10 protein-coding genes and 1 tRNA gene are annotated in these 13,518 nt (G+C 37.2%); 5 read left to right on the top strand and 6 right to left on the bottom strand.

Features of this window, described 5'->3' with window-relative positions:
• Nucleotides 1-51: 51 nt before the first annotated feature.
• Together BARBAKC583_RS05375 and BARBAKC583_RS05385 are read right to left on the bottom strand one after the other, a co-directional pair.
• Complete coding sequence (locus BARBAKC583_RS05375) at nucleotides 52-3,633, bottom strand: autotransporter outer membrane beta-barrel domain-containing protein (protein WP_005767706.1); 3,582 nt, start codon at nucleotides 3,631-3,633, stop codon at nucleotides 52-54.
• Nucleotides 3,634-3,761: 128 nt separating this feature from the next.
• A complete protein-coding gene (locus tag BARBAKC583_RS05385; protein ID WP_011807408.1) occupies nucleotides 3,762-5,672 on the bottom strand; it encodes a hypothetical protein in 1,911 nt (636 codons plus the stop codon).
• 1,204 nt (nucleotides 5,673-6,876) lie between these two features.
• On the opposite strand from BARBAKC583_RS05385, the gene BARBAKC583_RS05395 reads away from it, so the two are divergent.
• The 5 genes from BARBAKC583_RS05395 (at nucleotide 6,877) to BARBAKC583_RS05415 (ending at nucleotide 10,713) form a co-directional block, all read left to right on the top strand.
• A complete protein-coding gene (locus tag BARBAKC583_RS05395; RefSeq protein ID WP_005767710.1) occupies nucleotides 6,877-7,797 on the top strand; it encodes a siderophore ABC transporter substrate-binding protein in 921 nt (306 codons plus the stop codon).
• Nucleotides 7,798-7,895: 98 nt separating this feature from the next.
• Nucleotides 7,896-8,852: an ABC transporter permease gene (locus BARBAKC583_RS05400; RefSeq protein ID WP_005767713.1), complete on the top strand. Its 957-nt coding sequence runs from the start codon at nucleotides 7,896-7,898 to the stop codon at nucleotides 8,850-8,852.
• Nucleotides 8,845-9,795, top strand: coding sequence for an iron chelate uptake ABC transporter family permease subunit (locus BARBAKC583_RS05405; protein WP_005767715.1), 951 nt, complete (start codon nucleotides 8,845-8,847; stop codon nucleotides 9,793-9,795). Before BARBAKC583_RS05400 ends, BARBAKC583_RS05405 begins: the two co-directional genes overlap by 8 nt.
• Nucleotides 9,792-10,550: an iron ABC transporter ATP-binding protein gene (locus BARBAKC583_RS05410; protein ID WP_005767717.1), complete on the top strand. Its 759-nt coding sequence runs from the start codon at nucleotides 9,792-9,794 to the stop codon at nucleotides 10,548-10,550. Before BARBAKC583_RS05405 ends, BARBAKC583_RS05410 begins: the two co-directional genes overlap by 4 nt.
• Before the next feature lie 89 nt (nucleotides 10,551-10,639).
• Nucleotides 10,640-10,713 (top strand) — tRNA-Gln (locus BARBAKC583_RS05415).
• 1,108 nt (nucleotides 10,714-11,821) lie between these two features.
• On the opposite strand, the gene fliQ is transcribed toward BARBAKC583_RS05415, so the two are convergent.
• Genes fliQ through flaF form a run of 4 tightly spaced genes read right to left on the bottom strand, consistent with a single transcriptional unit; the run spans nucleotide 11,822 to nucleotide 13,506 of the window.
• Nucleotides 11,822-12,088, bottom strand: coding sequence for a flagellar biosynthesis protein FliQ (gene fliQ, locus BARBAKC583_RS05420; RefSeq protein ID WP_005767719.1), 267 nt, complete (start codon nucleotides 12,086-12,088; stop codon nucleotides 11,822-11,824).
• The gene (gene flgD, locus BARBAKC583_RS05425; protein WP_005767721.1) at nucleotides 12,085-12,657 is read right to left on the bottom strand and encodes a flagellar hook assembly protein FlgD; all 573 of its coding nucleotides are present in this window, start codon (nucleotides 12,655-12,657) and stop codon (nucleotides 12,085-12,087) included. The genes fliQ and flgD overlap by 4 nt, the downstream gene beginning before the upstream one ends.
• Before the next feature lie 17 nt (nucleotides 12,658-12,674).
• Nucleotides 12,675-13,091: a flagellar biosynthesis repressor FlbT gene (gene flbT, locus BARBAKC583_RS05430; protein ID WP_005767722.1), complete on the bottom strand. Its 417-nt coding sequence runs from the start codon at nucleotides 13,089-13,091 to the stop codon at nucleotides 12,675-12,677.
• Between the two features lie 46 nt (nucleotides 13,092-13,137).
• Entirely contained in the window at nucleotides 13,138-13,506 is a 369-nt protein-coding gene (gene flaF, locus BARBAKC583_RS05435; protein WP_005767724.1) for a flagellar biosynthesis regulator FlaF, read from the bottom strand.
• Between the last annotated feature and the right edge of the window lie 12 nt (nucleotides 13,507-13,518).

The raw sequence follows: 13,518 nt of genomic DNA on the forward strand, positions 1-13,518 counted from the left end.
TATGAAGCAACAAAGGGGTAATCAACGATCAGAAATCAACCAAACTACACACTAGAAGCGGTAGCGTAGACCTCCTGAAACACTCGTTCCAGTGAAACCAAAAGTGCCAAGTTTGTGCTTATAGACCAAATCTCCGTAGACCATCACAGCTGAAGTTAATTGAGCATTAACTCCAAAACCTCCTTCGATTGCAGAACCGAAAGCACCTAAACGGAATGCATCATGAATGTACATAAACTGATCTCTTCCATAACTACTCGTGAGATGAGCTCTTCCGTAGAAGGAAACAAAATGACCTTTTTGCAAAGTTGCCATCGTTTTTCCGAAACGCCCACCAACACGCATTGTAAATTGATCTGGACGGTCAAATTGAACATTCAAACCATCAACATCAACAGCTTCACTGAAGGAAACAGATTGATAAATCAGCTGAACCTGTGGCTCAAGGACAAGCCCTTTATAGTTCGTGACAAAAGCCTTCCCTGTTGTCAAAGAAGCACTCAACGGTTGACCACGTAAATTAACCGTTACGCCACGTTCAGCTGTCAAAACATCACCTGCTAAAAACCCATACGAGAAAGTACCATTTGCATAAAAACCGTTATCATGTTGCACACGTCCATAAGCGGTCAGAGACCATTTATCCAATGTGCTTTTTAGGCCTTTTGCAACTTGTCTAGGTTGCAAAGACAAATGTCCAAAATTCCCCATAACCCCAAAGAACATGTTGCTGTGCTTGTTTTCTACTGTTTTCAGCAAAGCACTTCCTTGCACACCCTGATACCCAACATCTGCTCCATAACCATACTCATTTTCAGTTAGGTTAGAAGTATAGCGATGACTTCCATCATAACCTTGTATAGAAATTTTATTTGAAAGATCACCAGCATCAACCTGCATCGTCTCCAACAGCTTGTTTTGATAATCAATATCCATCAAATCAGTATGGAAAAAGGCATTCGGCAACACTAAATAGACCGGAACTTGCGGAGCAACAGCTCTGAAAGCACGACCATGTCTTCCGTACAGAGAGTCTTCATCTTCTCCAAACTCGTCCCAATCCAACTCTTCTCCATTTTCTCCAAACATAACTTCTTGTAAGCGGAAATCCCAGAAATTATCACCATTTCCTGAAACAAATCTTTGTCTTTTCACAGACTTTTCTTTTTTCGTATCAGAATGATTTGGTCCATAAGCTTTTAAACGATATTGATAAGGCAACCCACCAAGCGTGATATAACCACTCTCCAATTCGAATGAATCCTTGTACGCTTCACCAGAAACCTGAATAAGTGAAATACCTTTCTTCTTTCCGTCATTCTTAGTTACCGGCTTTTTATCATTAACGTCTAAATGCCCATTCACATGAACTTTAGTAGTGCGTCCAGCAACAGATCCTTCTATCAAAACACGATCAGTCTTTTGATTATCAAGCTGGCCTTTCTCATCTACATAGGCATTAAGATAAAGATGCGCGCCACCACTCACGTAGTAAGCAATATCGCCACGTGCAGCTCCTGGCTTACCAATACGAAGTGTTTGATACTTTTGTGGGGCTACACTTTGAGATGCAAAAGAAATACTACTACGATCAAGGTGAATGAATGAAATACTTGAATCTGGAAGACCTGCATCTCTAGGTTTTTTAGAATCTGAACCATTCAACATTTCATATTGGTTTTTTGTTAAAGTCCATTTTGAGTTATTACTCAAATAAAACCCAACATTAGAATTATCATTAATACGCGTACCACCTATTAAGGAAGAATTATCAGCGACAATGATTATTTCATCTTTACCTTCTTTAGTTTCTAACAATAAACTACCAGAAATCTCCGTTCCTTGTGATAATTGAATATAAGCACGCCCATGATCACTATAGATAGCTGCACTATCTGGAACTTTAAGAGTTGTCTCTTGTAAAGAAACAAAAGATGTTCCGAGAGCGACTCTTTCCCTTATAGGGCTTTCTGCTAGCCATACTTGTTTTGTATGTTCTGGCAATAGTGTAGAGCCCATAACATATATACCATAAGACGCGCCACCATTCACCAACAATTCCGAGCGACCGACATTAATGCCAAGACTCTTAGGAAGATTAAGGCCATAATTATTATCTGAACGATCAAAGTCAGAATCATTTGTAATATACAACCCATGATGATGAGTAACATCAATTTTACTGTCACTGAGAGTGATCAAACCAGTTTTATTTGCATTAAAAGCTGCACCAAACACCATATCCATTACCTTTTCACCAGTGCCAGTAATAGAAACATCTTTGGCAGCAAAAGAGGCATCTCTTAAAGAAATCCCATGATTGGAAAAATTAAGACTTCCACCAAACATCTCAGCTTTTCCACCTTTACCCATTATAAAACCTGCTGAATCTCCTATGGTTACCACTTCTGTATTCTTTAGAGTTACAGCCCCTCCTTCGTTTATAATCCCAGTAATCGCAGTAATTTTTCCATCTGTCATCTCAATGTTGGCTTCTTTACCGTCAGCACGAAGACCTGTATGCACACCTTCAAGTGTCGTGTTATTCAAACGAACTACTCCTTTGTCTTTAGCATGTACACCCACGCGACGACCTACATTTTCTACTGTAGTTTCTACAGATTCGGTTAAGTGAGCAACAATTTTTACGCCATCCGCTTCAATTATACCGCTATTTTCTGATTTCATGACAGCAGAACCATCCCCTTCACCCAACACAGCAATTTTAACATTCTTCAAAGTAATCTTTGCTTCTTCACTCGCTAAAGAACCTATATTGCCCTGGCTCCATACCTTTATAGAATCTCCTACACCATCTAATTTGATGTTCCCCTTATGTGACGCTATAACTGCTACCTCTTTCGCAGTAATCAATCCCTTCGTCATTTTAATAGTGGCCCCCTCACCATCAGCAAAAAGCCCATCTGATCCTCTACTTATCACTTTTACATCACCTAATAATTCGATACTCCCCATATCCGCATTAACTGCTGTCTTTTGTGCATCAATCGATCCCCCTGTCATTTTAATAGTGGCTCCCTCACCTTCAGCCCAAAGCCCATCTAATCCTTTACTTATCACTTTTACATCACTTAACAATTCGATACTCCCCCTATCCGATGCCCTAACTGCTGTATTTTGTGCATTAATCGATCCCCCTGTCATTTTAATAGTAGCTTCCTCACCTTCAGCCCAAAGCCCATCTGATTTTTGACTGATCACTTCCAAATCACCTAATAATTCGATACTCCCCTTATCCGATGCATTAACTGCTGTATACCTTGCAGTAACTGATCCCTTTATCATTTCAATAGTGGCTCCCTTTTCAGCCACAAGCCCATCTGATCTTCTACTTCTCACTGTTACATCACTTAATAATTTGACACTCCCCCTATCCGATGCCCTAACTGCTACCCCTTTCGCAGTAATCAATCCCTTCGTCATTTCAATAGTGGCTCCCTCTTCAGCCCAAAGCCCATCTGATTCTTGACTGATCACTTCTAAATCACCTAATAATTTGATACTCCCCTCATTCGATGCTTTAACTGCTGTTTTTCTTACAGTGATCGATCCATTCATCATTTCAATGGATGCACTTTTATTAGCTACAAGCCCTTCTGCAGTATCCTTCACTTCTACATCACCTAATAAGCTGATGTACCCATTATCTGAGGCTTTAACGGCTACAACATTTGAGGCTTTAACAACCTCCTCACTCTTCTTACCTTGAGCCCCCGCTTCATTAAGACTCCTAGCTAATACTAATGCACTTTTTTTACACTTTTCGCAGTGATCACCCCCCCTACCATTTCAATAGTGGCTCCATTACCTGCAGCCATAAGCCCATATGATTCTCTTGATTCTCTACCGTTCACTTCTCCACTGTTCACTGTTACATCACTTGATAATTTGATAGCCCCATTCAATGCCTGAACTGCTACTTTTTTCGCAGTGATCGATCCCCCTGCCATTTCAATAGTGGCTTTATCACCATTAACCACAAGCCCCTTTGCTTCTGTACTCTTCACGTGTACACCCTTTGATAATCTGATCTGCCCATCACTTGAGGCCTCAACAGCTACGCTTCCGCCTTCAACCTCCCCACCTTTCATATCAATCATTCCATACTTAGCGTAAAGTCCTTGTTCACTACCGCCGCCTTTACTTTTCACTGTTACCTCGTTTAATAAAACACTAACGTCCTTATTGCCTCTTGTTTTCTTTTCCACTCTAACTGCTGTCTTAAACGCACTAACTTCCCCATTTGTCATTACAATTCTTCCCTGCTCAACCCAAAGCCCTGCTGATTGTTCACTTGTTACGTTAACACCATGTAATGTGATCTCTCCATCCTCTAGCTGAACAGCTCTCCCTCCTTTTGAATCAATCAATCCCCCTTCCATATAAAAGCTCCCCCCCGCTTTAACACGAACCACTTGTTTTTTAGCAATGTTTTTTAATGCCACACCTGATAAGTTGACACTTCCCTGCCCCGATAGCAAAATAGTATCTTCACTGTTCGAGGTAACAGATCCGGAATTCATCGTAACTTTTGATTCTCTACCCAGAACAAAAATTCCAGTTTTGGCCGTAATTTCTGTCCTTGACAGATGAGCATCCCCTCCATTGTCCACCTTAAGAGCTACATCGAGTGCTACAATTTCTCCCCCCTCCACTCTTGCTGACGAACCATCTTGAATCACAATCCCATATTTTGGATTATTTTGGGATGAGACAGTTAATTTTCCAGTCCGGACTTGTTGATTTAGGAGCGTTTTTTGACCTATGATGACATTTTTTAATCTGAGAATTCCTTTTTCTTCTTGATTGTTATTTACCTTGAAAGCTGTTTCTGTCCCATGAAAAATTGAATCACTTACCTCAACGCTTGCTCCTTCAGCTAGAATCCCATTTACCCCTCTAATTTCACTAAATCCATTTAAAATAACTTTTGAGCTTTTTTTTGCATGAACTACCGTGTCTGTTGCAATAAGTTTGTTGTCTGTTGCAATAAGTTTGTTGCTGTTTTTGTTGCCGTTTAGAGTAACTATCGCTCCATCACTAGCTACAACCACTTTTCTTCCTCTAATTTCATCAAATTCATTTAAAATAACTCTTGATTCTTTCCCTGCATGAACCGCCGTTTGTGTCGCATTAAGTTGTTTGCCGCTTAGAGTAATTGTCCCTCCCTTATCAGCGCGAATACCGTCTTGTACGTTAAATATCTTTACATTACGACCCCATATATTCCCTCGCTCTTTAACAGCATACAAAGCAAGTGAACTTACTGATGAATTTTGGATATCTTTACCATCGATACTAACGTTGTGTATTTGTACATCTGCATCCTGCTCTGAAACTACAGCAACTTGCTTTCCTTTAATTTCTCCTTTTCCGACAATATTAAATTTATCATTCCTGTTAATACGGGAACTTTCTATTTTCATTTGTTGCCTACACGCAACGTAATATTTTTTTCCTCTAATTAATCCATAATCATCATTATAATCACAGCTTTCAGAAGCCCTAGCTGACGCATTCCAACGATTTTGAATTATCATTGCAGCTAGATCTTGCAAAAAATAAAAAACAAACACAGAAAGAATAAATAAAAAAGAAGAAAAACATGAACTAATAGAATTCCGCAACTTCTGGGCCATCATTGTCACCATACAAAACCTTTCAAAAAATACTCATAAAAAATACTTGAAATACAATGAATTCCACATACAAATTTAGATTTGCGCGTATTTATAATAAAATTATGGCAAAAAAAGCTACAAATCGATAAAAACATTTTATTATCAATTTATTGGCTACAAAAGATAATAAGTAATTGAAAAACAATAATAAATTAAAGAGTTGTATATTATGAACGAAAAGCGATAAACACAAATTATTCTTAAAATAGTACCAAAAAAGGACAAATTATCGCAATTAAGTGCTCTATATATTGAAGATAAGCTCCTCAATTCCTTCGAAGAATAATCAAATAATTAAGATAGGCCTTTATTCTATCTATAATATCAATCTTCCCATTCTTCTTATAATCTCATGACTCACATTCAAAGCACTAATATTCCTACCTTTAGCCATATTTGCTTTGTTAACTGAACAGATTCTCACACACTGGTTGCCTCAATCTACAGAGAACGCAAATTTATAGTTTATAGAAAATACGTGAAATCAATTTGCCAGTTATTTTATTATTTGCCCAATTCTTTTCATGATTGCTTCCATCCGCACCCAATTTCCTTGCTTATGTCTTTATAAGCTAAATGTCTGAAAATAATCATTCATTTTTAGCTTATGAAAAGAACATACATAAATATTATTGCGGCATGATCTTTTATGTCTGGATGTAAAGCGATCATCAATCTCGCCGCATTTCATAATGGAGTTTGAAAAGCTTTCCTCTATCCTGCCATTTTGTCATAGACTGAAATGAGCCACCTTATGTGACATAATCCCTGATTAGAGGCGTATGGTTCACTTTGTTTCTTATAATATAAGAATGAATGACATTGATTTATACCAAAAATCGATTTTGTTTTTATATAATGTCTCTAAATAATCAATTTCCGCACACACATTGTATTATATTATGTCAATATTATCACAAAGATAGGCATTATAAAAACGCATCGATAAAATGATACCGTAGTTTCACTCTTGTCGTGTTACAAATTGATTTTACCCAAAATAGAACCAGAAAGTATAGGATAAATATAAATCTAAATTTTGTCACATTGATATAATAGCTGTGTTATTCTTATTTAAGACAAGAGTGTAATTTTTAAGCGAATAACAAATTCTATTAACTATTCTCTTTATGACATATTTTCAGTGATATTTTTGAATAAAAGGATTAAAATGATGATTACCAAATATATCAAATGGGTGGCTTCTATCTTAGCTGCGGTAATAAGCTTGGTAACCATTTCATTAGCAGATATAACCGTTGATCATACTTCAGGGAAAACTTCTGTTCCCCTTTATCCAAAAAAGATTGTAGTTTATGATCTCGCATCCCTTGATAATATGGTTCGTCTTGGTGTCGACGCCACTTTCGGTGTGATTGATGGGAAAAAACCTACATACCTCGAATATTTTAATGGAGCAGAATACGAAAAAATGGGAACACGCACGGATCCCAATTTTGAGAAAATTGCTTCATTCAGGCCTGATCTTATCCTGGTTTCTTCACGAGTGCGGTCTAAATATGAGGATTTTTCCCAAATTGCCCCAACGCTTGATATGACAGTAAGATACTCAACCATCCTTAAAGATATTGAACGCAATCTTACTATACTTGGGCAAATTTTTGGCAAAGAAAAAGAAGCTAAACAAGAAATTGCCACACTTCATGATGCTTTAGCTAAAGTGCGCAAAAAAACACAAGGAAAAGGAAAGGCACTAGTCATCATGACCAGTGGTGGTAAAATAAGCGCCTTTGCTCCTGGAGGACGCTTTGATCTTCTCCACTCTAGCTTTGGGATCCCCACTGTAACAGATAAAATATCTCAAGAAAGACATGGCCAGCTTATTTCCCCTGAATTCATTTTTAAACACAACCCTGATTGGTTATTGGTTGTTGACCGGGATGCTGCAATCGGACAAGAAGGAAAATCAGCAGCAGAGTTGCTTGACCACAAACTAATTCACCGCACAAAAGCTTGGGAAAAAGGCCAGATCATTTATCTTGATCCCCAGAGCTGGTATTTAGCAAGCGGAAACCTCACTGGGCTTCATAACACAATAAAACAAATCGGTGATGCTTTTGAAAATAGCAAATAAGCGCATAAATGACTTGCTTTCTATAAAATAAAATTTAAGAACAGAGGAAGTTTGGTAAAACAACCTCTGTTATTTTTTTCTCGTAGGAATTATTGAGCGTGAAAAATTACTGGATAGCCATAATAGCTATTATTCTGCTTTCCATTCTCAGTATTTTTGTTGGTTATTCTGATGTAACGCTCTCCAACCTACTTTTAAAAGATTCTACTGCGTGGCTCCTTTTTTGGCAAACACGCCTACCACGCACTGCTGCAGCACTCTTATCAGGGATGGCACTTGCACTTTCAGGAATGATTATGCAAATGCTTGTGCGCAATCGCTTTGTTGAACCTTCAACAACCGGAACTGTTGAATCTGCATCGCTTGGCCTACTTTTGATTATGATGTTCGCCCCTGGCATGCCCGTTCTTGGGAAAATGGCCATTGCTACCATTTTTGCTATGGCAGGCTCATTGCTTTTTATATTTTTATTATATCAAATCCCTTTAAAATCTACCCTTATTGTGCCACTTACAGGCATCATGCTTGGATATGTGATTAGCGCCCTAACAAATACCATCGCTGATTATGAGACGCTTCTTCCCTCTCTTCAAGCTTATTTATTTGGTAGTTTTGCAATGGTTCTTGAAGGACGATACGAACTCTTATGGCTGTCTCTCCCTGTGTGTATTCTTGCTTATTGTTTTGCTGACCGCTTCACAGTTGCTAGCCTTGGAGAAGATTTGACAAACAATCTTGGCCTAAATTACCGTAGCGTTATGTTTTTGGGTCTCTTTATTATTGCATTAATCACTGCCCTTGTGGTCTGTACAGTCGGTCGCATTGCTTTTGTTGGGCTTATTATTCCAAATCTTGTATCAAACATCATGGGCGACAATATGCGTTACAGTGCCCCCTGGATAGCAATAAGTGGTGCAGGATTGGTATTAATCTGTGATATTTTAGGACGAATATTGCATCATGGTGCTGAAATCCCTATTGGAACTATGATGGGTGTTATTGGTAGCTTTATTTTTATCATGCTTCTTTTACGTTGGAGAAAACGTCTTGGATAAGCAAAAGACGACCCCTCTCATACTTATAACACTTATTTTCAGTGCTTGTGCTGTCATCAGCCTTTATATGACGTGGAATATAAATATTTATACCTGGTCATTACGTTTAACAAAACTGATCTCTCTCCTTCTTATTTCTTATACAATTGCTGTTTCTACTGTCTTATTTCAAACAATCATCAATAACCGACTGCTGACCCCCTCTATTATGGGGTTTGATCAACTTTATATCTTAATCAAAACTGTACTTATTTATTATCTAGGCTCTCTTTCTCTACCCTTTTTGAGTAAAGAAGGACAATTTCTTCTTGAAGCTCTTATCTTAATTATTTTTTCAATAATTCTCTTTCGCTGTTTTTTTTCAGGAAGCTTTAAAGGACTTCACTTTACCCTTTTAATTGGTGTAATTTTAGGCGGTTTTTTTTTCAGTTTGCGCATGTTTATGCAGTTACAACTGGATCCAGATCAAATGATGACTTTAGCAAACGTCATGTTTGCAAATTTTAATACATTTAATTCATCATTAATCGGCATTGCTACAGTCCTTGTTCTGATTATTAGTGTGATGAATTGGCGTTTATATCATATGCTTGACATTCTCGCACTCGGCAATGAATTTGCTCTTAATCTTGGTGTTGATTATAAAAAAAGTGCTATAACTATTCTCATTTCCGTTTCTATTCTTGTATCCATTTCAACATCACTTGTCGGGCCTATCACCTTTTTCGGACTGCTTGTTGCCAACCTTGCTTATAATATCTCACCACAAGCAAAACACAGTGTTATTATACCAATCGCGGTATTACTGGCTATCATCTGTTTAGTTGGTGGGCAGTTTATTTTAGAGCAAATTTTCAATATGGCAGGACGTTTGAGCTTCATCATGGAATTTTGTGGTGGCATTGTCTTCCTGACTTTGTTGATGAAGGGACGACTAAAATGATTGAAATCAATCATCTTTCTAAATCTTATGGTGCTCAATTGGTTATTGATAATCTGTGCCTTCATTTGCCAAAGGGAGGAATTACCTCTCTTATTGGTCCCAATGGTTCTGGAAAATCAACCCTTTTGATGATGATAAGACGCCTTCTGCCAAAAAATCAGGGATCGATTAACATTGATGGTCTTGACATTCATACAACACCACACGATGTTTTGGCCCAAAAACTCTCACTCCTGCGTCAAGACAATCCTTTGTCTGTCCGTCTTACTGTGTATGATCTAGTCAGCTTTGGACGTTACCCCTATTCTAAAGGCCGATATCATCATGAGGATAAGAAATTTATCGACAATGCTATCCAATATCTTGATCTACAAGGCTTAGAAACACGATTTTTAGATGAGCTCTCTGGTGGACAACGCCAACGGGCCTTTATCGCCATGCTCCTCTGTCAAGATACGGACTATGTATTGTTAGATGAACCCTTGAACAATCTCGATATGAAACACTCCATTGCTATGATGAAGCAATTACGCCGTATGGCTAATGAACTCAACAAAACAATTCTTCTTGTCATGCATGACATTAATTTCGCATCTTCTTATTCAGATATAATCGTTGCACTCAAACACGGTAAAGCCGCTTACTGCGGAAACCCAAAAGAAATTATGAAACCAGAAATTCTCAAAGAAATTTACGACGCAAATATTCAAGTTAAAATGATCGATGACGTACCCATTGCCCTGTATTACCAATAATTTTAATAACTCTTTTTAAGTGCGCGCACGCCCCAAATTTAAGCTTGCACACACCCAAAAATTTGCTAAAAGCAATAAGCTTTTCGTATTGGGGAATAGTTTAATGGTAGAACAGCGGACTCTGACTCCGTTAATCTTGGTTCGAATCCAGGTTCCCCAGCCATTTTTTTCTTAATAAATCTCGTTGTGCTTATAGCTCTTTTTTCTCATTTTGAGCTATAATATAAAATCACAACCGCTCCCAAAAGCTATCAAAACAGATGATATAACATCTGTATGATCAGCATCCTGAAATGCTTAATTATATGAAACCCCAGTGTAAAATTTAAACTTTTACGATATTTCATAAATTAATGCTTATTCGTTTATATGCATAACAGAAAACGGCAATCATGAGCTTTAAAAGCATTTTCCAACTTTATGAGCTTTCAAAATCGCCGTAAAATCAATGGCAATTTTTAATTTTCAAAAAACACAAATAGATAAGTATGAATCTTTTCCGACTACAAACCTTATTTTTCCTTGAATCTTAGGTCTTGTCGCCTTCTTTTATTAATAAAACCCTCATATTGATAGATAGCTCATACTTGTAAAACGCATCGGCCCTCAGAAAGAGATTTATTATAGAGATAATCGAGTCTTTCTGTTCAAATTTTTTTCTAAAAAGGGAACAAAATAATCAATGCTCATATAGAGAGGTAATCAACAATTATATAAAAATAATAAAGGCGATTATATGAAGAAACGATACCAAAATGGATATAACAGATAAGATATCGGAAGTAGGATTACTAACTACTCTAAGATCTTGCGCACGCGTTGGAAAAGCAAGTAATAACATTAAAAGTATATTGTATATTATTCTCATGTCTTTTAACCCTCACTGTTATAAGTTATTCTCCCTATATTTAAAAATTATTAATATATGTTTAAAATACTCTATTGTCAATTTATGCTTACAAAAAAGCAATAACAAAGACGCAAGAAAATGTAAATGAAAAATGATAGTGAAAATTTCTAAAAAAATTAATTCTAAAAATAAATTTCTGAACTTATGCTAGCCAATCAATTTACAAAATCTATTCATGAAAAATATTTGAGCACTAGCTTCCAAGGCTCCTTCTAAGTAAGAAGAAGCAAATATACTCAAAATAAATTTCTATTATGAAGCCATTTAATAAAAGCATTTTTTCTATCTTTCATCGTAAATACTGAAAGAATTTTGCTAAAATATTCTTGAACATCATATACCAACATGTGATATGAAAATTTTAAAAGCCTGCTTCTATTCGATTATAAACTAATTGCGTAAAAGCATAAATTTGCCCCCCAACAAAGGGAGCCGTGAACGCTAATACTAAAAAAATCACAATGATTTTTGGAATAAAAGTCAGGGTCATTTCTTGAATTTGCGTTAACGCCTGAAATAAAGCGATAATGATGCCAACAGACATAGCAGCAAGAACTGCCGGTCCACTGGCAATCAAAACAGTCCAAATAGCAGCAGTTACCATATCAATGGCATCAGCTTCATTCACGCTTTAGCTCCACCTTTAGATTTACCACCATCTGTATCGGGCTTATCTTTATCCGGTTTGTTCGCATCAGGCCAGCCTGCATCAGGTGTTTCAGGTTTATCAGGCTTGTCTGTATCAGGTTTTTCAGACGTCTCAGGTTTCTCAGCCATAACGGTTACACCTGGGCCAATCAGAACTTTTTCACCATTATCTAATGTCGCAACAATACCATCACTATAGATATCAACGGATTTCACATATCCTTCAATTATATTGCCATCTTTATCCTCGAATTGAATATACTTGCCAACATACCCTTCTGCTCCACTTATTGCCCCATTTGCAAGCACTTGCTCAAGCTTATCATTCATTTTTATAGCTTGTTCAACCATCGAAAAGCTTGCTAATTGTGCAACAAATTCTGTTGAATTCATTGGATTTGTTGGATCTTGATTTTTCATCTGTGCTACCAATAATTTCACAAATGTATCGTAATCTGTATTCTTTTTTGCCCCAGTATCTGGAGTATCTTGTTGTTTCTCACCACCACCCCGAAGAAATCCAGGACCACCAACTGTACCTACCGTCATCTCATACCTCACTAACGTTACATTGCAATTTTTTTTATAGTGTCATCCGTTGGGGATATTCCCATAATTTGAGCTTCTTTTTGAAACAAACTACGAATAACTTTTAACACTTCAAAAATTTTATTTTTTTCTATTAAATAGGTGCATTCTTTTAACCCTTCTAAGAGCTCTCTATCAGTAAAAGTTTGCAGCAATTTTTTTAATAATTCGACGAAAACAACCAAAGCTTGATCAGCTCCTTCCGGATTGATTAACATGAGTTGAGCAGAAAAATAGAGCTGTTTGAGTGGTGTATCGGTATCTTCTATTTGCAAAACATGCCCTTCTAAAAGAAAAGTCGCATCATTTAACAATTCCAAGGTCACCTTACGATCTACACGTAACACTGCACCATTGAGAAAGATTTTTTCATTTGGCTTTAATCTCAAATACATTGTGTTCTCCCCCACTGCTTTTTCCACCCCTTATATCGTTTTTATCTCATTCATATCTTTCCGAATTTGCAGCAAGGCCATCACGGATAGATTCAGAAATTTCAACGAGAACATCAAAATCAGCAATTTCTCCTTCATCTAACCTCTGAATTTCTTTTAAAATAAAAAAACCAATAGAAATAAGTGATGCTTTCAATGTTTGTGGTAAAGCATTTTCTGCCTGTCCTAGATCTTCAATAAGAATAACCCAAAGCTTTCGCGCAAATTGAACAGCTTCATTGGCTTCATATGTACCAGGGCCTTTTTCCTTTGCATCCTGAAGAAGCTTAATACACCGATCAAACAGAGATCGTTCACGCTCGCGCGCACTCATTGCATCATCTTCCATGACATCTTCGTATCGCATCTGATACATTGGATCATTACA

This window comes from Bartonella bacilliformis KC583 (genome assembly GCF_000015445.1).
Classification (GTDB): Bacteria; Pseudomonadota; Alphaproteobacteria; order Rhizobiales; family Rhizobiaceae; genus Bartonella; species Bartonella bacilliformis.

What these genes read in the sequence shown, in the direction of transcription:
- BARBAKC583_RS05385 (WP_011807408.1), bottom strand. Translation starts at nt 5,672, where the DNA reads ATGGTGACAATGATGGCCCAGAAGTTGCGGAATTCTATTAGTTCATGT.
- BARBAKC583_RS05395 (WP_005767710.1), top strand. Translation starts at nt 6,877, where the DNA reads ATGATTACCAAATATATCAAATGGGTGGCTTCTATCTTAGCTGCGGTA.
- BARBAKC583_RS05410 (WP_005767717.1), top strand. Translation starts at nt 9,792, where the DNA reads ATGATTGAAATCAATCATCTTTCTAAATCTTATGGTGCTCAATTGGTT.
- flgD (WP_005767721.1), bottom strand. Translation starts at nt 12,657, where the DNA reads ATGACGGTAGGTACAGTTGGTGGTCCTGGATTTCTTCGGGGTGGTGGT.
- flbT (WP_005767722.1), bottom strand. Translation starts at nt 13,091, where the DNA reads ATGTATTTGAGATTAAAGCCAAATGAAAAAATCTTTCTCAATGGTGCA.
- flaF (WP_005767724.1), bottom strand. Translation starts at nt 13,506, where the DNA reads ATGTATCAGATGCGATACGAAGATGTCATGGAAGATGATGCAATGAGT.